We start from the raw sequence: 19714 nt of genomic DNA, 5'->3' as shown, positions 1-19714 counted from the left end.
GTTCCGGCGCGACCGACGCCGTAACAGGATGGACCGATGCCGAGTGGACTGGAAATCGCGCTTTCGAAGGCCAAGCATGCCGAGCGGCGCGGCGATGTCGAGGAAGCGCGCCGGCTGCTGTCCGATCTGCTGAGCCGTTATCCCAATAACAGGCGGGCGGCGGAAGGACTGGCGCGGATCGATCCGGGAAACCGGGTGGAGGACGGTGCGGCGCTGCAAGCGGGCGTCGCGGCGGTGAGTGTGCTCCATGCGCAGGGCGCCTATGCGCAAATGGCGCGGCAGGCGGAGGCGCTGATCGCGCGCTTCCCGCAGGTGGCGGGGCTGCATGGCTTGCTGGGTGCGGCCTATCTCGGTCTCGATGACGCTATTCTGGCGGAGAAGGCGTTTCGCACGGCGCTTGCCGCCCATCCCCATGATGCCGCGAACCAGAGCAATCTCGGGATCGCGCTGCGACGGCAGGGGCGGCTCGCCGATGCGGAACATTGCTATGCCGAGGCGATCGCGATCCGGCCCGACCATGCCGAAGCGCATTTCAACCTCGCCAATCTTGTCGGGTTGCAAGGCCGCGACGACGAGGCGATCGCGGGCTATGAGAGGGCGCTGGCGCTCAGGCCCGATTATGGCGATGCGCTCTATAATCTCGGTAACATCCATCGCGAACGCAAGGACTGGCGCGAGGCGAGCGATCTTTACCGGCGCGCGCTGGCGATCCGGCCGGATCATTATGACGCCTTCAACAATCTGGGCTATGCGCTGCTGGAACTGGGCGATCGGGACGCCGCGATCGAGACTTTCCGCCAAGCCACCGTGGTCGAGCCGGATACCGTCAAGGCGCATGTCAATCTGGCGAATGCGTTGACGCTGGGCGGCGTGATGGATCAGGCGCATGCGGCCTTTGGCCGCGCGTTGGACCTTACGCCCGATGACGTTCATCTGCGCGCGCAATTGCTGTTTCTGGAGGCGCATCTGTGCGACTGGTCGGCGCGGGACAGCTTTGCCGACCTGCCGGTCCAGCCGATGCGGGGCGGCGATCCCGTTCCTCCCTTCATCGCCCTGCCGTTCGCGGACGACCCCGCGCGGCTGCTGGCGCGGGCGCGGATCGTGGCGCAGGCTGTCGACTCCGACCACGTTGCGCCGCTTGCGCCTGTCGAGCCGGGCGAGAAGATACGCCTCGGCTATTTTTCCGCCGACTTCCACGATCATGCGACGCTGCACCTTATGAGCGGGCTGTTGCGGGCGCACGACCGGGATCGGTTCGAAATCCACGCCTTCAGTTTCGGCGCGGATGATGGGCAAGGCGCGCGCGCGCGGATTTTGCCCCATTTCGACGGGTTCCACGACATTCGCGGCCTGAGCGACGCACAGGCGATCGATCTCGCCCGCAGTCATAAGCTGGACATCGCGGTCGATCTCAAGGGCCATACACGCGACGCCCGGCTCGCGCTGTTTGCCGGACGCATGGCGCCCGTGCAGATCGGCTATCTCGGCTATCCCGGATCGATCGGCGGCGATTGTCTCGACTATATCATCGCCGACTCCGTGATAATCCCGCAGGGAGAGGAGCGCCATTATAGCGAGCAGGTCATCCGGTTGCCGGGCAGCTACCAGCCCAATGACGACCGCCGCGTGATCGGCGAGTGCGCTGACGACCGCACCAGCCACGGCCTGCCGGCGGAGGGCTTCGTCTTTTGCTCGTTCAACCAGAACTGGAAAATATCGCCGCGCGAATTTGCGATCTGGATGCGTCTGCTGACGCAGGTCGAGGGCAGCGTGCTATGGCTGATCCGGTCCAACCCGTGGGCGGAGGCGAACCTGCGGGCGCAGGCGCTGGCCCATGGTGTCGATCCCGCCCGGCTGATCTTTGCGGAAAAGCGGTCGCCCGCCGACCATCTCGCCCGCCATCGTCATGCCGACCTGTTTCTCGACAGTTTCATCGTCAACGCCCACACCACCGCGAGCGACGCGCTCTGGGCGGGGTTGCCGGTGCTGACGCTGCCGGGACGCCAGTTCGCCGCGCGGGTCGGCGCAAGCCTGCTGACCGCTATCGGCCTGCCCGATCTCATCGCCACATCCGAGGCCGATTATGAGCGGCGGGCGCTCGATCTGGCGCGGTCGCTTGACACGCTGGCGGCGCTCAAGGCGCGTCTGGCCGCTAACAGAAAGGACGCGCCGCTGTTCGACACGGCGCGCTATGCCCGCGAGATCGAGGCCGCCTACACCGCCGCGCATCAGCGCCGGCTGGACGGGCTGGAGCCTGCGCCCATCACCATCGGCTAAGGGCCGGGGCAGGCCGCAAGAAAAAATTAGGCATTTCGCTTTACCCTTTTTCGCAAGCGGCAGGGCGTATCCCGCTCCCGGCGCGCAACGATGCAGGACGCAGGCACGATGATCCCCAAGCTCATTCATTTCATCTGGGTCGGCGACGAAAGCAAACGGCCGGACAATTGCATCGAGACATGGCGGACGATGAATCCCGACTGGGATTTCCTGCTCTGGGGCAATGCCGAGCTGGAGGGGATGGAATGGACCAATCGCGCCCACATGACCGCGATGGCCGACCGCGAACTGAACGGCGTCGCCGACATGATGCGCTGGGAGATATTGCACGCCCATGGCGGGATCGTGGTGGACGCCGACAGCGTCGCGCTGCGGCCGCTGCCGGACTCGCTGCTCGATTGCGAGGCGTTTGCCTGCTGGGAAAATGAGATCGTGCGCCCCGGCCTGATCGCGGCCGGCTATTTCGGCAGCGTCGCGGGGACCCCGTTCCTCAAACAGATCATCGACGATATCGCGGCCGAACCGACCGTCGTGCACGAAATGGCATGGCAGACCGTGGGGCCGCAGCGGCTGACCGACAGCTATCGCAAATATGCCTATTCCAAGCTGCGCATCTATCCGAGCCATTATTTCATTCCGCAGCATTTCTCCGGCGCGGCCTATGAGGGCAGCGATCCCGTCTATGCCCATCAACTGTGGGGATCGACGCGCCGCGCCTATGACGAGATCCACCGCCATGATTTCGGTGTGACGACGCCAGCGCCCCCCGTCGCCGTCGCCCCGGCCGATCCGTCGCCCGCTCAAGCCGCACCGGCGGCAGGCTCCGCGCTCGAATCGCTGCACGATCCCTATTTCGTCCAGCGCGTCGAAGTGTCGAGCGACATCGTCGGTCTCAACCGGCTCGATGTGTTCGCCAATCTATGCCGGGACAAGCGGGTGCTGCATATCGGGTGCGCCGACTGGCCGATCACCGATCCCGCAACCTCGCTGCATCTGGCGCTCGAACCCTATTGCGCGCAGCTCGACGGATTCGATCCCCATGTCGAGGCGCTGGAGCATCTCGCCCCGCTGACCAGGGGCAGGCTCTATTCCCGGATCGAGGATATCACGGACAGCTATGACATCGTCCTCGTCCCCGAAGTGCTCGAACATGTCGCGAACGTGCCCGAATTTCTCGCCCAGTTGCAGGCGATCGACGCGCCCTGCTATTTCCTGTCGGTGCCCGACGCCTTCCAGTGCCGGTCGGCGCATTTCGATTATGTCGAGGGTACGCAGACCTTCGTCGAGGTCGTCCACCCCGACCATAATGTCTGGTACACGCCCTATACTTTCACCAATACTGTGCGGAAATATAGCGGCATGACGGTCGAGCAGATGTGGTTTTTCAACCGCATTTCGCTGCTCGCTTTACTGTCCAAACCGGATCTGCGCCTCGCCGCCTGAGCCGGGCGGCGGCAACGGTCATCGCCCTTTCGCGGCGCGCAAAGCCTGTTAAGACAAGGGCATGCGCCTGCCCGGACCGACCGAATGTTTCGCCCTGTTTGATGACGCGCGCGCCCCGCGCGGCGCACCGGCGCGGCTTTATCGCGACCCCGTGGCGACCATCGTCGCGCATCGGCCGGACGAGGTCCAGCCCGCGCTCGACCGCCTCGCCGAAGCGGGAGAGTCGGGGCTGCACGCGGCGGGCTTCCTCAGCTATGAGGCTGGTCTCTGCCTGGAGGACCGCCTCGCCCCCGTCGCCGCCCGAACGCGCGGCCAGCCGGGCGGGATGGGCGAGCCTTTGCTGTGGTTCGGCCTGTTCGAAGGATGCCGACTGATCCCGGCGGGCGAGGTCGAAACTTTGCTGCCGGACCCTGCCGGTGCATCCGTGTCCGCGCTCAGGCCGTTGATCGATGAGGCCGCCTATCGTGTCGCATTCGAGCAGGTGCAGGAGCTGATCCGCGCCGGCGACATCTATCAGGTCAATCTGACCTTTCCCTGCGACCTGGATTTCACCGGCGACCCGATGGCGCTTTATGCGGCGTTGCGCCCGCGCGCGCGCGCCGGTTATGGCGGTGTCATTCGCACCGGCGATCACGCCATCCTGTCCTTTTCGCCCGAACTGTTCTTCAGCCAGGTGCGCGGGCAACTGACCGCGCGGCCGATGAAGGGCACCGCGCCGCGCGACCCCGATCCTGTCCGTGACGCCCTGTTGGCGCGCGATCTTGTGGCCGACGATAAACAGCGCGCGGAAAACCTCATGATTGTCGATCTGCTGCGCAACGATCTGTCGCGGGTCGCGCGCGCCGGATCGGTGACGGTGCCCGAACTGTTCAAGGTGGAAACCTATCCCACGGTGCACCAGATGGTCTCGACCGTGCGCGGCCGTATCCTGCCCGGCCTGTCGCCTGTCGATGTGCTGCGGATATTATTCCCCTGCGGTTCGATCACGGGCGCGCCCAAGGTGCGGGCGATGGAGATCATCGATCTGGTCGAACCCGGGCCGCGCGGCGTCTATACCGGCACGATGGGATGGATCGATCCGGAAGGCGACGCCGCCTTCAATGTTGCCATTCGCACCATTTCCGTGAAAGAGGGCGCGGGGATGGGGCGTCTTGGCCTGGGTTCGGGCATCGTCGCGGATTCCGATTGTGCGTCGGAATGGGCGGAATGTCTGGCCAAGGGCCGTTTCCTGGCCCCGGCTTGACTGGTGAAGCGGCGGAGTTTGAACAGGTTGGATGGCATTGGCTGACGGTCGGTTTGATCTGCTGGAAACCATGGCGTTCGACCCGGTCGATGGCATTCGCATGCTCGACCTGCATTTGTCGCGCCTCAAACGTGCGGCCGATGAACTGAATTTTTCCTTCGATCGCCATGCCGCGCGCAATGAATTGCAGGCGGCGACATTCCGCCTGCGCGTACCCAGCCGCTTGCGCCTGCTCGCCTCGCGCGGCGGTGCGCTGGCGATCGAGGTGCGCGATCACCGCACCTGGCCCGAACCGATCATGGAGGTGGCGGTCGTTCCGCGCCGTGCACCCGCCGACGATCCGCGCCTGCGCTACAAGACCACCGATCGCTCGCTCTATCGCGATGCGCTGCGCCGGGGCGGCACGTTCGAGGTGCTGATGACCGACGCCAGGGGCTTTCTGACCGAAGGCTGTTTTTCCTCCATCTTCGTGGAGCGCGGCGACAAGCTGGTGACGCCGCCCGTGTCGCGCGGACTGCTGCCCGGCATTTTGCGCCAGAGCCTGCTTGACATGGGTGAGGCGGTCGAGGGCGATTTGCGGCCCTATGATCTGGAAAATGGCTTCTTCATCGGCAATGCCGCGCGCGGCATGGTGTCGGCGACACTCGCGCGCTGAAGGGTTTTTTCGGGAATGCGCCTTTGGCGCAGCCGGTGCGGCAACCTGAAATGCGCTCTCTCGCGCATTTCAAAAAGCGCCCGCGCCACTGACCGCCAACTGGCGGTTGCTCCACGCGGCTTTGCAGCCTAAGGGACGCCGCGTCCGCTTTGTCGAGCGGGCGAGGGGACTTTCCAAGAGAGATTCGCATCATGAGCCAGACTTCCGCCGCCCTCGGTCGCATCCAGCCTTCCGCCACGCTCGCCATGAGCGCGCGGGTCAATGCGCTGAAAGCCGAAGGCGTGGACGTCATCGGTCTGTCAGCGGGCGAGCCTGATTTCGACACGCCCGATTTCGTCAAGGAAGCCGGCATCGCCGCGATCCGGGGCAATCAGACGCGCTATACCGATGTCGACGGCACCGCCGGGGTCAAGGATGCGGTCGCTTTCAAGTTCAAGCGCGACAATGGCATCGACTATGCGCGCAGCCAGATCAGCGTCAATTCGGGTGGCAAGCACACCCTGTTCAACGCGCTGGTCGCGACCGTGGATGTGGGCGACGAGGTTATCATCCCGGCTCCTTATTGGGTGAGCTATCCGGACATCGTGAACTTCGCCGGCGGCACGCCCGTTTTCATCGAGGGGCCGGCGCGGCAGGGGTATAAGATCACCCCGGCACAGCTCGACGCGGCGATCACCCCGCGCACCAAATGGGTGATGCTCAATTCGCCGTCCAACCCCAGCGGCGCAGCCTATTCCGCGGCGGAGCTGAAGGCTCTGGGCGAGGTATTGCTGCGCCATCCGCATGTGCTGGTGATGACCGACGACATGTATGAGCATGTCTGGTACGCGCCCACGCCCTTCGCCACCATCGCGCAGGTGTGCCCGGAACTGTATGACCGCACGCTGACCGTCAACGGCTGTTCCAAGGCCTTTTCGATGACCGGCTGGCGCATCGGCTTTGCCGGTGGCCCCGAATGGATCATCAAGGCGATGGGCAAGCTCCAGTCGCAATCGACCAGCAATCCCTGTTCGATCAGCCAGGCTGCCGCCGTCGCCGCCCTCACCGGCCCGCAGGACTTTCTGGAAGACCGCAACGCCGCTTTCAAGAAGCGCCGGGACATGGTCGTCGCGATGCTGAACGATGCGCCGGGCCTCGATTGTCCGACGCCAGAGGGCGCTTTCTACGTCTATCCCGACGCCAGCGGGCTGATCGGCAAGACCACGCCCAAGGGCGTGCGGATCGACACCGACGAAACGCTGATCGGCTATTTTCTGGACGAAGCCAAGGTCGCGGCCGTGCATGGCGGCGCCTTCGGCCTCTCGCCGGCGTTCCGCATCAGCTATGCGACGTCGGACGAAGTGCTGAAAAAGGCGTGCACGCGCATCCAGGAAGCCTGTGCCGCACTGAAATAAGGCTGCGAATCGCATAAATCGAAACGGTCCTTTTCCCTTCGCGCCGTCTTGTGCATGGCGCGAAGGGCGCTATATGCCCATTGCGTAATAAAACGTAAATAAGCGCTCGCTGCCCTCAGGTTCAGCCTTGGGCAAGGCGATGGCGGATAGTCAGTCGGTCGACGGCCGATAACAGACGAGAAAGGCACGGGCCAATGTTGGCGTTTCTGAGATCCGAACTGTTCCTCCGTTTCCTGGGTGGCTTCGCCATCGGGGCGGTCGGCGTGTTCGCGCTCCAGCCCAGCGAGCCGCCGGTTCTCAGTTCGTCGGCGATCGCATCGACCGGCACGCCCAGCGGCCATGCGGCGCTCTGACGGCATCAGCCTTGCTTTTCTGGCGGCGCTTGCCGTCGCCTCGCCCCTGCGTGCGGAAAATGCGGTGCGAGCGCCCGTTGCCACGATCGACGCTCCGCCGACGCGTGCGCTCGAAACCGCAGTATTTGCGGGCGGCTGTTACTGGGGTGTCGAAGGAGTGTTCTCCCATGTGAAGGGCGTTCACCTCGTCAAATCGGGCTTTGCGGGTGGGCCGAAGGAGCGCAAGGTCGATTATGAGGCGGTGAGCGGCGGCGACACCGGCTATGCCGAAGCGGTGCGCGTCACCTATGATCCCAAGATCGTCAGTTACGGGACATTGTTGCGCGTATTTTTCTCGGTGATCGCTGACCCGACCACGCTGGATTATCAGGGTCCCGACCATGGCACGCAATATCGCAGCGCGCTGTTTCCGTTAAACGCCGGGCAGCAGAAGGCTGCGAGCGCCTATCTGGCCCAACTTGGCGCGGCGGGCCTGTGGCGTGGGCCGATCGTCACTGGGGTCGAGCGTTTCACCGGCTTTCAGGATGCGGCGGCCTATCATCAGGACTTCATGGTGAAGAACCCGCACCACCCCTATATCCAGCGCTGGGATGCGCCCAAGCTGGCGGCATTCAAGGCGATGTTCCCCAAACTGTATCGCGCGCGTCCTTCGGCCTGAAGGCGCATCCGCGGGGGCATGGGCAGTCCGCGCCCCGCCAACCAAATATCAAGATTATGCTGCGAAAGACGGGCGGTAACCATTGATGATCGCGCAGCATGGCAACCTGGATAATATCAGCGTCTTTCCCCGCATCTATTGCTCCCGATCGCCCGCGCCGGGCTTGGCTGGGATTGCCCGCATCCATGTATCTGGTGCTCGCGATCTACATCATGATGATGTTCGTCATCATATTGCAGGTTCCTTTTCCCTCCCAGATCGATGAGCTTCCCCATTTCTCTGTGATCCGGGCGCAATATGACCATCCGACGCTGTTTCCGGACTGGAGTCAGTATCGCATTCTTCGACCGGATGATCTGACGCAATGGTCTGAAACGATCAACTATATCAACCATCCTTCGCTCTATTATCTGATGCTCGCCCCGTTGTGGTCGCTGACTGGGGACCCGATGGTATTCCGCATCGTCAACGCGTTCCTCTCCGCTTGCGCTCTCGTCATCATGTTCGTGGCGGTGCGGCGTCGATTCTCGTCGGACGTCGTATCACCAGCGCTGTTCGCGATCTTCGCGGCCACCTTCCCCAAAGCGGCGGTTGTCGGCGGCATGGTCAATAATGACAATCTCGCTGCGCTGGCGGGAGCCGCGCTGTTCGGCGGCATGCTGGGATTGCCCGGTGCCGGCTGGTGGATCATGGCTGGGCTGGCGGTCGCGGGCTGGACGAAGCTGACCGTCTTCATCGGACTGGCGGCGGTCGCGGGGGTCTGGCTTGGCATCGACTTTCTCGCGGGCAGAATCAAACTCGCGGACCGTCGCGTCATCCTTGCAGGAATTGGCCTCGCGCTCGGCGCCATTCCCTATCTGGTGACGTTCGTACGGATCGGTCAGCTTTTGTGGGTCAACGAAGCTGTATGGCGGGTCCCCGGCGCCCAACGACTTCATCTCGACCCGCTGGGATTTGCCCGGTGGTTCTTCGAGGGAATGGTAATGAAATGGCCGGCTTCGGAATTTGCCTACAGCCTGCCGGCCGCTCTTCTGATCCTGCTTGCGCCGCTCATTCTGGCGGGAATTGGCCTGCGTCATCGCGCGTCGCGATCATGGGGAGTTGCCTATGCGGCAGGGCTGGCCGTCCTGCTCGCGATCCATTTCTGCTTCGGCTGGCGGAGTTATCAGACGCTGGGCGATCTCACCATCACGCAGACGCGCTACTATAATATCCTATGGCCGGGCATAGCGCTAATGGCGGCGATGGCGGTCACGTGGCTCAACCGGCGTTCGCGCTATTCTGGTCTGGTGGCTGCGATCATCTTTCTGTCGCCAACCATGTGGGGCGCGATGATCCATAGCCGCCTGTGAAAGGCAGGCGTGTGACCGGAAGGCGATTTCATCTTCGCCGTTCCGGTCACAGACATTATTTCGGCGATAGCACCATCAGCATCTGTCGGCCTTCCATGCGGGGATAGGCTTCGACCTTCGCGATTTCGGCGACATTTTCCGCCACCCGCTGAAGCAGAGCCATGCCGAGCTGCTGGTGCGACAATTCGCGGCCACGGAAGCGCAGGGTGATCTTCACCTTGTCGCCGTCGCCAATGAAATCATGGACCTTCTTCATCTTCGTATCATAGTCATGATCGTCGATGTTCGGACGCATCTTGATCTCTTTGAGTTCCTGCGTCTTTTGGGTCTTGCGGGCGATATTCGCCTTTTTCTGGGCTTCGTATTTGAATTTGCCGATGTCCAGAAACTTGCAAACCGGCGGATCGGCCGTCGGCGAGACTTCGACGAGATCGAGGCCGACATCGGCAGCCTGTTCGATCGCCTCCTGCGTGAACATCACGCCCAGATTTTCGCCTTCCTCGTCGATCACGCGGACCTTGGGCACGGTGATGAATTCATTATAGCGAGGGCCGGACTTCGGCGGCGGCGCCAGCGGGCGGCGCATCATCGGGGGAGGTATAGCAGACTCTCCTGTAGTCGTGAAAAACGAACGGCTCTTAGCGGCTTTTGCACAAAGCCGAAAGGGGTCGGCGGTCCCGTCGCGACGGAATCACCAACCCTGTGGCATTGCTGCCTCAACGCATATCGGGCGGCAGCGCTTCATTTGCAAGCCGGGAAACGATGTCGTCGGCCGAAAGCATCGTCTGCCCCTCGCTGCCCAGCACCCGCAGCGCGACGGTGCCCTCGTCAGCCTCGCGCCGGCCCACGACCAGCAGATTGGGCACCTTGGCCAGACTATGCTCGCGCACTTTGTAATTGATCTTCTCGTTGCGGACGTCCAGTTCGGCGCGAATGCCCGCCGCCTTGAGCCGCTCGACCAGTTGCGCGGCATAATCGTCCGCGTCCGACACGATGGTCGCGACCACTGCCTGCACTGGCGCGAGCCATAGCGGCAGCCGCCCTGCGAAATGTTCGACCAATATGCCGATGAACCGTTCATAGCTGCCGAAGATGGCGCGGTGCAGCATCACGGGCCGGTGGCGCTCGCCGTCCTCGGCGACATAGCTGGCGTCGAGCCGCTCGGGCAGCACGCGGTCCGACTGGATCGTGCCGACCTGCCAGGTCCGCCCGATCGCATCGGTCAGATGCCATTCGAGCTTGGGCGCATAGAAAGCGCCTTCGCCAGGCAGCTCCTCCCAGCCATAGTCCGCCGTTGCGAGGCCCGCGCTGACCACCGCCGCGCGCAGCTCGGTTTCGGCCATGTCCCACATCTCTTCGGTGCCGAATCGCTTGTCCGGACGCAGCGCCAGCTTGATCGAATAGGTGAAGCCGAAATCCTTGTAGATTCGGTCGGCGAGCGCGCAAAAGGAGCGGACTTCCTCGACGATCTGGTCCTCGCGGCAAAAGATATGCGCATCGTCCTGCGTGAACTGGCGGACCCGCATGAGGCCGTGCAGCGCGCCGTGCGGCTCGTTGCGGTGGCAGCAGCCATTTTCGTAGAGGCGCAGCGGAAGGTCGCGATAGGATTTGATGCCCTGACGGAAGATCAGGACGTGCGCCGGGCAATTCATCGGCTTCAATGCCATCCAGTCGGCATCGTCGGACACGATCGGCCCTTCATCGGCGACGTTCGGCACCTCGTCGGGGATCACGAACATATTTTCGCGATATTTGCCCCAATGGCCCGACTGCTCCCACTGGCGCGCGTCCATCACTTGCGGCGTCTTGACCTCGCGATAGCCGGACTTGTCGATGGCGCGGCGCATATAGGCTTCCAACTCGCGCCAGATCAGATAGCCCTTGGGGTGCCAGAACACGCTGCCATGCGCTTCGGCCTGGAGGTGGAACAGGTCCATTTCCTGGCCGATCTTGCGATGGTCTCGCTTCGCCGCTTCTTCGAGGCGCATGAGGTGCGCGGCAAGCTGCTTCTTGTTGAGCCAGCCGGTGCCATAGATGCGCGACAGCATCGCGTTCTTCTGATCGCCGCGCCAATAAGCGCCCGACACGCGGGTCAGTTTGAAAGCGGCGGGATCGAGCTTGCCCGTCGAGGCAAGATGCGGACCCCGGCACATATCATACCATTCGCCGCCGCTATGATAGACGGTCAGCGGCTCGTCGCCCGACAGTTCGGCGGCCCATTCGGCCTTGAACGTCTCGCCCGCCGCGCGCCACTGCGCGATCAGCACATCGCGGTCGATCTCCTCGCGCACCAGCGGCTTGTCGGCGGCGATGATCGCGCGCATTTTGGCCTCGATCGCGGGCAGATCCTCTTCGGTGAAAGGGCGATCCTTCGGCGCGAAATCATAGTAGAAGCCATCGTCGGTCGACGGGCCGAAAGTGATTTGCGTGCCGGGGAACAGCGCCTGCACCGCTTCGGCGAGGATATGCGCGAAATCGTGGCGCGCCAGTTCCAGCGCATCGGCCTCATCCTTCGCCGTCACCAGCGCGAGGGCAGCATCCCGCTCCAGCGGCCGCATGATATCGCGCAACTCGCCATCGACGCGCGCCGCGATCGCCGCTTTGGCGAGACCCGGCCCGATCGCCGCCGCAATGTCCGCCGGGGTGGTGCCGGGCGCGACTTCGCGAACGGAACCGTCGGGCAGGGTGATGGTGAGCATGGCGGACACGGGGCTGGTCTTTCTGATGGGCGGGGCGCGGGCGGAATATCGCGCATGATCCCTTAGATGGGCCGCCCCGCCTGTCAAGGGAAGGGCTGGCCGCGCGCTCCGCACCGCTCAGGCGATCAGCAGCCGCGCCTCGTCCCCGGTTGCTTGCAGAAAGGCGATCGGCCCGCCTGCCTCCACGCCGTCCGGCAGTGCGTCCGCCAAAAGCCCCGCAAGCGCCAGCCCGCTCTGGCAGACCGTGATCGTGACGCCTAATGCCAGCGCCTCTGCGAGCAGAGCAGCCAGCGTCGGCAAGCCAGCGCGAATATGCGGGTCGTCCTGCGGCGCATGGATGGGGGCCGTGAGCAATGCCACGGCGTCCAGTTGCAGAAAGACCGCCGCCTCGCCGCCCAGCGTGGCCTGCGCCGCAGCCAGCATGAGCGCACCGCGAAATCGTTCCGCGTCCGCCGTCATGACGACGATCCTCAGCTCGCGCATAATTCTGCGGCGCAGGCGGGGCAGGCCGGGTCCTTGGCGACATCGAGCGAACGGAAGCGCATCGAAAGCAGGTCCGCGATGAGCAGCCGTCCCGCCATGTCCGGCCCGAAGGGAACGAGCGCGCGGATCACTTCCAGCGCGGCGAGGCTGCCAATCACGCCGGTCAGCGCCCCGATCACGCCGGTTTCGGCACAATTGCGCTCGGGTGCGTCCACCGGATTGCCCACCAGGCAGCGATAGCAGGGCTTGTCCGCCTCCCAACCGCGATAGGTGGCGAGCTGACCTTCGAACGGGCCGACTGCCGCCGATACCAGCGGGATGCGCAAGGCCTGCGCCGCGTCCGCGACCGCCAGCCGGGTCGCGAAACTGTCGCAGCCGTCGAGCACCACATCGGCGTCGCGCAGTATCAGGCTGGCATTATCCGCATCGATCCGCGCGTTGATCGGGATCAGCTTCACATCGGGATTGATCCGCGCCACCGCCGCCATAGCGCGTTCCGCCTTGAGCGCGCCGATGTCGGCGGTGCCGAACAGCACCTGCCGCTGGAGGTTGGACAGGGCGACATGATCGTCATCGATCACCCGGATGGTGCCGACGCCCGCCGCCGCGAGGTAGAGAATCGCCGGGCTGCCAATGCCGCCCGCGCCGATGACAGCAACGTCCGCCGACAAGAGCCGCGCCTGTCCCGCGCCGCCGATCTCCTTCAGCACGATATGGCGGGCATAGCGCTCCAGTTGCGTATCGCTGAGCGTCACGATGAGGTCACTCCGGTCGACCCGAAACCGCCCGAACCCCTTGCCGTCTCGTCCAGTTCCTCGACCTCGGCGAAGGACGCGATCTGCACCGGGGCGGCGACGAGCTGCGCGATCCGGTCGCCGCGCGCGATCACGAAGGGCTGATCGCCGAGATTGATGAGGATGATCTTGAGCTCGCCGCGATAATCGGGGTCGATCGTGCCCGGCGTATTGGGGAGCGAAATGCCATGTTTCAGCGCAAGGCCCGAGCGCGGACGGACCTGCACCTCATAGCCATCTGGTATCGCCATCGCGAAGCCGGTCGCGACGGCATGTCGGCCACCGGGGGGCAGCGTCAGGTCTTCGGCCGACACCACATCCATGCCCGCGGCGTGGGCGGTGGCATAGGCTGGCACGGGCAGGCCCTGCCCATGGGGCAGGCGCTTGAGGCGGATTTCAATCGGCGCGGAGGGCATCGGCGACCTTTTCCATGAGGCGGGTGGCGACGCCGGTCTTGGCCATGGCGGGCCAGCTTTCGACGCCATCGGCGGTGACGATGTGCACGGCATTGACGTCGCCGCCCATCACGTCGCCCGATACGTCGTTGGCGACGATCCAGTCCGCACCCTTCTTCGCCAGCTTGGCGCGCGCGTGATCCAGAACCGTCCGGGTCTCGGCGGCGAAGCCGATGAGCAGGGCCGGGCGGCGGGCGGATACGCCCAGCATCGCCAATATGTCGGGATTCTCGACGAGCGCGAGCGGGGCGGGCGCGCCCGAGCCGTCTTTCTTGATCTTCTGGTCCGCCGCATCGGCGGTGCGCCAGTCCGCCACCGCCGCGACCATGATCGCGACATCGGCTGGCAACGCCGCCTCGACCGCGATCAGCATCTCGCGCGCCGTCTCGACATCGACCCGCATCACCCCATTGGGCGTCGGCAAGGCGACCGGTCCGGCCACCAGCGTTACCCGCGCGCCCGCCTGCGCGGCGGCGGCGGCGATGGCGAAACCCTGCTTGCCCGACGAACGGTTGGCGATGTAGCGCACCGGGTCGATCGGCTCGTGCGTAGGACCGGCGGTGATGAGGATATGCCGCCCGGCCAGCCTGCCCTCTTTGGGAGGGGCGAAGTCGGGCTGGTCGGCAAGCAGCGTGTGCGAAGGCGGCAGGGCGAGCAGCCGCTCGATCTCGCGCGCGATGGCTTCGGGTTCGGGCAGGCGGCCCTTGCCATATTCGCCACAGGCCATGTCGCCATCGTCCGGCTCCAATATGTGGATGCCATCGCCACGCAGCCGCTCCAGATTGCGCTGCGTCGCCTTGTGATGCCACATCCGCACGTTCATCGCGGGCACCGCCAGCACCGGCTTGTCGGTGGCGAGCAGGATCGTGGTGGCGAGATCGTCGGCGATGCCGTTCGCCATCTTCGCCAGGATATTGGCGGTGGCCGGGGCGATGACGATCAGGTCGGCCTGCCGGCTGAGCTGGATATGGCCGATCTCGCGTTCTTCCTTGAGGTCGAACATATCGCCATAGACATGATCCTCGGTCAGCACGCCGAGCGACAGCGGCGTCACGAAGTGCGCCGCGCTGTCCGTCAACACCGCGCGCACGGAGATGCCGCGCTTTCTGAGCAGGCGGACCAGTTCGAGCGACTTATACGCCGCGATGCCGCCGGAGACGATGAGGAGGATGCGTTGGGTCATAGTCCTAAATGTAGCAGCGCAGTGGCAATCGCTCCAGCCGCCGCAGCCATCACCGCGACCACCGCATAGCGCCAGCCGCCGCCAACGCGGATCAGGCGGACTTCGGTGAGCGGCGGCGGTGGCGGTGCGCCGCCCTTTTCAGGGAAAGCGTCCTCTATCCGGCGGACGAGGTCAGGCAGGCGTTGCAACGTACGCCAGTTCTGGATGAGAGCGTCGGCGGCCTTCGCTTCCGGCCCCAGTTCGGTGCGCAGCCATTCCTTCACATAGGGACCGCTCGTCTCCCACATGTTGATTTGCGGGTCGAGCGCGGTCGCAACGCCCTCCACCATCACCATCGTCTTTTGCAGCAGCAGCAAATGCGGCTGGGTCTGCATATCGAAATCGCGGGTGATGGCGAACAGCCCGTCGAGCATGCCGCCGACCGACAATTCGCTGACCGGCTTGCCCCGCATCGGTTCGCCCACGGCGCGCAGGGCCGTCGCAAACTCCGCGACGTCATGATGGGCGGGCACATATTGCGCCTCGAAATGAATTTCCGCGACGCGTTTATAGTTGCCGGTGATGAGACCATAGAGAATCTCCGCCAGCCACATGCGCGCGCGGCGGTCGATCCGCCCCATGATGCCGAAATCGATCGCTGCGATCTCGCCAGCCGGGGTCACGAACAGATTGCCCTGGTGCATGTCGGCGTGGAAGAAGCCTTCCGCGATCGCCTGCCGCAGGAAGGCGTTGACCAGCCGCGCCGCGATCGCCTTCACATCATGGCCGGCGGCGATCAGCGCGGCGCGATCGGCGATCTTGATGCCATCGACCCAGGCCATGGTCATGACCTTGCCCGATGTCCGGTCCCAGTCGATCGCGGGGATCACATAGCCAGGCTCCGCCACCATCGCTTCGGACAGTTCGGACGCGGAAGCGGCTTCGCGCCGCAGGTCGAGTTCGCGCGCGGTCCATCGCTTGAGGTTGGCGATGACGAGGCGGGGGCGCAGGCGCGCGACTTCGCCGCCCAGCATTTCGAGATGGGCGGCGGCCCATTCATAGGTGGCGATATCGCGGTTGAAGCGATCGATCACGCCGGGGCGGATCACCTTGACCGCGACGGTGCGGCCATCGGTGGTGACGGCGCGATGCACCTGCGCGATCGAAGCGGCGCCAACCGGGACCTCTTCGAAAGCGGCGTAAATTTCTTCGAGCGGCCGGCCGAAACTCAGTTCGATCTGCGCGCGGATCGTTGCGAACGGCACCGGGGGAAGGGCGTCCTGCAAGCGCAGCAGGTCGTTCGCCGCATCCTCGCCGACCAGATCGGGCCGGGTCGCGAGCGTCTGGCCGAGCTTGATCGCCGCCGGACCGATCGCCTGAAATGCGTCGGCATAGCGCGGCTGTTTGGGCACGCGCGCACCAAAGCGGGCAAGCCGCGCCAGCCGCCGAACGGGGGCAGGGGTCAGCGGATCGCGCTCGATCCCGCGCAGCGCCCCGTGGCGCGCGAGAATCCGGCCCCATGTGAGCAGCCGCCAGATATGCGTCAGATGCGAAGCCACGTGTCGGTCAGATCTTCCAGCCGCTGTGAATCGCGACCATGCCACCCAGAATCGGCTCGACCTTTGTGTTCACAAAGCCTGCCGCGCGGATCATGCGCTCGAATTCCGGCATCGGCGGGAAGCGGCGGATCGATTCGATCAGGTAGCGGTAGCTCTCCTCGTCATTGGCGAGCAGCTTGCCGAGCTTGGGCACCAGCCGATGCGAATAGGTGTCATAGACATCCGAAAAACCGGGCCAGGTCGTCGTCGAAAATTCGAGACAGAAGAATCGCCCGCCGAATTTGAGGACGCGGTGGGCTTCCTCCAGCGCGCGGTCGATATGGGTGACGTTGCGAATGCCGAAGGCGATCGTATAGGCGTCGAAGCCACGATCGGAAAAGCTCAGCTCCTCGGCATTTTGCTCCGACCAGACGAGGCCATCCAGCCCCTTCTTTTGCTTCTTCTGCGCCCGCTCGACGCCGACGGCGAGCATTTCCGGGTTGATATCCGACACCGTGACCTGCGCGCCCTGCTTTGCCATGCGGAAGGCAATGTCGCCGGTGCCGCCCGCCATGTCGAGGATCGCTTCGCCTGCGCGCGGCTTGACCCGCGCGACGAACTGATCTTTCCACAGTCGATGCGCGCCCATCGACATGGCGTCGTTCATCAGATCATATTTGGCGGCGACATTGGAAAAGACGGCGCGGACCATGCCGGCCTTCTGCGTGGCATCGACGTCGCGATAGCCGAAGGATGCGGTGTCGTTCATGGCGACGCTCTAGCCATGATTTGGGCCGCCCGCCAGCGCCAAGGCTGGGATTATGACTGTCCTTAACCTAGATAGGGACAATGCCAGAGCTTCCCGAAGTCGAAACCACCGTCGCCGGCCTGCGCGCCGTGCTGGAAGGGGCGCTGCTCACCCGAGTCGAGCCGCGCCGCGCGGACCTGCGCTTCCCGATCCCCGTCGATCTGCGCCAGCGCCTGACCGGCGCGCGAGTCACCGGCCTGTCGCGGCGAGCCAAATATGGCCTCATCGATACCGACCGGGGCGACCGGATGATCTTTCACCTCGGCATGTCGGGGCGTTGGCGGATCGATCCGGCAGAGATCGGCGCGCACGACCATCTACTGATTGAAACCGATTCGGGGCGGCTGCTCGCACTCAACGATCCCCGGCGCTTCGGCTTCATCGATCTTGTGCGTAGCGACGCGGGCGAGGAATATCCGCCCTTCACCCGCATGGGGCCGGAGCCGCTGGGACCCGATTTCACCGTCGCCGCGCTCGCCACTGCGCTGGACGGCAAGGCGACGTCGATCAAGGCGGCGCTGCTCGACCAGCGAATCGTGGCGGGGCTGGGCAATATCTATGTGTGCGAAGCGCTCAACATGGCCGGTATCGCGCCGACATGCGCGGCACGGCAAATCAGCAGGGCGCGGCTCGGGAAGCTGGTCGAGGCGATTCGCTCGGTGCTGACCGCCGCCATCGTCGCAGGGGGATCGACCCTGCGCGACTATGCACGGCCCGACGGCGAGCTGGGCTATTTTTCGAAACAATGGCGCGTCTATGGGCGTGAAGGGCTGCCCTGCCCCTGTGGCGGCACGGTTCAGCGGCGCGTCGATGGTGGACGATCGTCTTTTTACTGTTCGTCTTGCCAGCGGTAAGATCAGGTTTTATTTGGAAACGTACGGCTCTATTCGCCCGTTAGAAGAAAATGATATTGGGATTGATAATGACATTTTTCAGAAGAGCGAAAAGCAGAATAGTGGGCCACGGAGAAGGAGAAATTTGGTCTGTTATGGTTAGAGCCTCCTACAAGGCATTGTTAAAAAGAGAACCTGAAGGGCGCATAGCTGACTCACTCGAGAGCACGCAATTGAGCGATACGAATTTTGCCAGGATCGTTTCCTTTATGGAAGATGTAGTCAACAGCGCGGAATATAGGAATTCGCTGCCTCCTCGCTTCGTGCAGCCATTTTCCGAGGATAGCTGGGTCACGGCGGATATCGTTGACGGCCTTAAATTACGTGTTGATCTGGGTGATTCTGGGGTTTCCCAACCCTGCATCAAGGGGGTGTATGAGCCGCTTGAAACCCACTTTGTGAAGCGGGTGGTAAAGAGCGGCATGACATTCCTTGATGTCGGTGCAAACATCGGTTGGTTTTCAATCCAGGCCGGAGCTTTGGTCGGTCCAAAAGGTAAGGTCATATCGATTGAACCCAGGAATACGACATTTCGAGAACTATCTAGGTCGGTTTTGGAGAACGGGTTTTCATCCAGGTTCGAACTACATAATATAGCAGTTGGTCGAGAAAGCGGCACAATGAAAATTGGCTGGACCGAAAATTCCGGCAATCCCGGTGGAACTTGGTCTTTGCCGGATGATGGACTGATTGCTATGTTCGATGAAAATAATGCCGTCATTCAGGAAATTCCGATGAGACGGATCGACGATGTCGTGGCTGGTCGAAAAATTGACTTCTTAAAGATCGATATTGAGGGCGCGGAGTCGATAGCTTTGGCTGGCGCGCAGAAACTGCTGAACGAGCAACGGCCTATAATCATGGCCGAAATTAACCCAGCGTTGCTTAAAATGGTGTCTGGTATAACCGTAGATGAGTTACTGACTCAGATTTTTGACCATGATTATATATGTCGTGTTTTGACCGAAACCGGTCTGGGAGCCGCCTACCGCGGCGAGGCGCTGCCGGAAGGTCACGATATGGTCAACGTCTCTTTTATCCCTTCTGAGCGAACCGACATCGATTAATCTATCGCGCTTTGTGTCGGTTAACACCATCCACCGGCTTGACCCCGCATCGCGATGTCTGTATCGGCCACGCCTTCACGAGCCACCGGCATGGTCCAGTCGGCTCTTTCACGCGATTTGAAAAGCCCGAGGATATAAATGGCCAATACGCCGCAAGCCAAGAAGCGCATCCGCCGCAACGAGCGCCGCGCCGAAATCAATGGCGCCCGCATCAGCCGCATCCGTACCCTGGTGAAGAAGGTGGAAAGCGCGCTTGCTCTTGGCGACAAGACTGCGGCGACCACGGCTCTCCAGAGCGTTCAGCCGGAGCTGGCGCGCGGCGTAGCACGCGGCGTGCTGCACAAGAACACCGCGGCCCGCAAGTTCGGTCGCCTGACCAAGCGGGTTAGCGCGCTCGGCTAAAGCCACCTTCGGCAAGCAGATATCAAAAGCCCGTCCCG

The 19714-nt window shown here is 63.5% G+C and carries 19 protein-coding genes; 11 read left to right on the top strand and 8 right to left on the bottom strand.

The features are described from left to right. The first annotated feature begins 36 nt into the window (after nucleotides 1–36). The 8 genes from ACODSN_RS01935 (at nucleotide 37) to ACODSN_RS01900 (ending at nucleotide 9375) form a co-directional block, all read left to right on the top strand. Nucleotides 37–2277 carry a tetratricopeptide repeat protein gene (locus ACODSN_RS01935; RefSeq protein ID WP_489052729.1) on the top strand — a complete coding sequence of 747 codons (2241 nt, stop codon included), beginning with the start codon at nucleotides 37–39 and terminating at the stop codon, nucleotides 2275–2277. Nucleotides 2278–2367: 90 nt separating this feature from the next. Continuing rightward, nucleotides 2368–3720 (top strand): glycosyltransferase, encoded by a 1353-nt coding sequence (locus ACODSN_RS01930; RefSeq protein WP_489052728.1) that lies wholly within the window; start codon nucleotides 2368–2370, stop codon nucleotides 3718–3720. A gap of 61 nt (nucleotides 3721–3781) precedes the next feature. After that, nucleotides 3782–4963 carry an aminodeoxychorismate synthase component I gene (gene pabB / locus ACODSN_RS01925; RefSeq protein ID WP_489052727.1) on the top strand — a complete coding sequence of 394 codons (1182 nt, stop codon included), beginning with the start codon at nucleotides 3782–3784 and terminating at the stop codon, nucleotides 4961–4963. 31 nt (nucleotides 4964–4994) lie between these two features. Next, nucleotides 4995–5618: an aminotransferase class IV gene (locus ACODSN_RS01920; RefSeq protein ID WP_489052726.1), complete on the top strand. Its 624-nt coding sequence runs from the start codon at nucleotides 4995–4997 to the stop codon at nucleotides 5616–5618. 191 nt (nucleotides 5619–5809) lie between these two features. Continuing rightward, complete coding sequence (locus ACODSN_RS01915; protein ID WP_489052725.1) at nucleotides 5810–7012, top strand: pyridoxal phosphate-dependent aminotransferase; 1203 nt, start codon at nucleotides 5810–5812, stop codon at nucleotides 7010–7012. Nucleotides 7013–7206: 194 nt separating this feature from the next. Continuing rightward, nucleotides 7207–7365, top strand: coding sequence for a hypothetical protein (locus tag ACODSN_RS01910; protein WP_489052723.1), 159 nt, complete (start codon nucleotides 7207–7209; stop codon nucleotides 7363–7365). Next, on the top strand, nucleotides 7352–8023 hold the full coding sequence (msrA, locus tag ACODSN_RS01905) for a peptide-methionine (S)-S-oxide reductase MsrA (RefSeq protein WP_489052722.1): 672 nt from the start codon (nucleotides 7352–7354) through the stop codon (nucleotides 8021–8023). The genes ACODSN_RS01910 and msrA overlap by 14 nt, the downstream gene beginning before the upstream one ends. A gap of 185 nt (nucleotides 8024–8208) precedes the next feature. Further along, nucleotides 8209–9375 (top strand): hypothetical protein, encoded by a 1167-nt coding sequence (locus ACODSN_RS01900; protein WP_489052721.1) that lies wholly within the window; start codon nucleotides 8209–8211, stop codon nucleotides 9373–9375. Nucleotides 9376–9430: 55 nt separating this feature from the next. Here ACODSN_RS01900 and infC read toward each other — a convergent pair whose 3' ends face one another. The 8 genes from infC to ACODSN_RS01860 all read right to left on the bottom strand — a co-directional run bounded on the left by infC (nucleotide 9431) and on the right by ACODSN_RS01860 (nucleotide 17275). Then, nucleotides 9431–9964: a translation initiation factor IF-3 gene (gene infC / locus ACODSN_RS01895; RefSeq protein WP_489052719.1), complete on the bottom strand. Its 534-nt coding sequence runs from the start codon at nucleotides 9962–9964 to the stop codon at nucleotides 9431–9433. 127 nt (nucleotides 9965–10091) lie between these two features. After that, on the bottom strand, nucleotides 10092–12074 hold the full coding sequence (thrS, locus tag ACODSN_RS01890; protein ID WP_489053027.1) for a threonine--tRNA ligase: 1983 nt from the start codon (nucleotides 12072–12074) through the stop codon (nucleotides 10092–10094). 117 nt (nucleotides 12075–12191) lie between these two features. Then, nucleotides 12192–12557 (bottom strand): DsrE family protein, encoded by a 366-nt coding sequence (locus ACODSN_RS01885; protein ID WP_489052717.1) that lies wholly within the window; start codon nucleotides 12555–12557, stop codon nucleotides 12192–12194. Beyond that, nucleotides 12545–13312: a HesA/MoeB/ThiF family protein gene (locus ACODSN_RS01880; RefSeq protein ID WP_489052716.1), complete on the bottom strand. Its 768-nt coding sequence runs from the start codon at nucleotides 13310–13312 to the stop codon at nucleotides 12545–12547. The genes ACODSN_RS01885 and ACODSN_RS01880 overlap by 13 nt, the downstream gene beginning before the upstream one ends. Continuing rightward, the gene (gene dut / locus ACODSN_RS01875; RefSeq protein WP_489052715.1) at nucleotides 13309–13767 is read right to left on the bottom strand and encodes a dUTP diphosphatase; all 459 of its coding nucleotides are present in this window, start codon (nucleotides 13765–13767) and stop codon (nucleotides 13309–13311) included. The genes ACODSN_RS01880 and dut overlap by 4 nt, the downstream gene beginning before the upstream one ends. Then, entirely contained in the window at nucleotides 13748–14989 is a 1242-nt protein-coding gene (coaBC, locus tag ACODSN_RS01870) for a bifunctional phosphopantothenoylcysteine decarboxylase/phosphopantothenate--cysteine ligase CoaBC (protein ID WP_489052714.1), read from the bottom strand. Before coaBC ends, dut begins: the two co-directional genes overlap by 20 nt. Continuing rightward, nucleotides 14986–16527, bottom strand: a complete 1542-nt coding sequence (gene ubiB, locus ACODSN_RS01865) for a 2-polyprenylphenol 6-hydroxylase (protein WP_489052713.1) — start codon at nucleotides 16525–16527, stop codon at nucleotides 14986–14988. Before ubiB ends, coaBC begins: the two co-directional genes overlap by 4 nt. A gap of 7 nt (nucleotides 16528–16534) precedes the next feature. Continuing rightward, the gene (locus ACODSN_RS01860) at nucleotides 16535–17275 is read right to left on the bottom strand and encodes a class I SAM-dependent methyltransferase (RefSeq protein WP_489052711.1); all 741 of its coding nucleotides are present in this window, start codon (nucleotides 17273–17275) and stop codon (nucleotides 16535–16537) included. An 80-nt stretch (nucleotides 17276–17355) separates the two neighbouring features. Between ACODSN_RS01860 and mutM the strand changes: the two genes are divergently transcribed. From mutM to rpsT, 3 genes are all read left to right on the top strand, one after another. Further along, the gene (gene mutM, locus ACODSN_RS01855) at nucleotides 17356–18168 is read left to right on the top strand and encodes a bifunctional DNA-formamidopyrimidine glycosylase/DNA-(apurinic or apyrimidinic site) lyase (RefSeq protein WP_489052710.1); all 813 of its coding nucleotides are present in this window, start codon (nucleotides 17356–17358) and stop codon (nucleotides 18166–18168) included. Nucleotides 18169–18236: 68 nt separating this feature from the next. Next, entirely contained in the window at nucleotides 18237–19274 is a 1038-nt protein-coding gene (locus ACODSN_RS01850; protein WP_489052709.1) for an FkbM family methyltransferase, read from the top strand. 138 nt (nucleotides 19275–19412) lie between these two features. Further along, entirely contained in the window at nucleotides 19413–19676 is a 264-nt protein-coding gene (gene rpsT / locus ACODSN_RS01845) for a 30S ribosomal protein S20 (RefSeq protein ID WP_489052707.1), read from the top strand. Nucleotides 19677–19714 lie beyond the last annotated feature (38 nt).

The sequence above is a fragment of the Sphingobium sp. FG11 genome (assembly GCF_057809915.1).
This window is presented reverse-complemented; position numbering and strand designations above follow the sequence as displayed.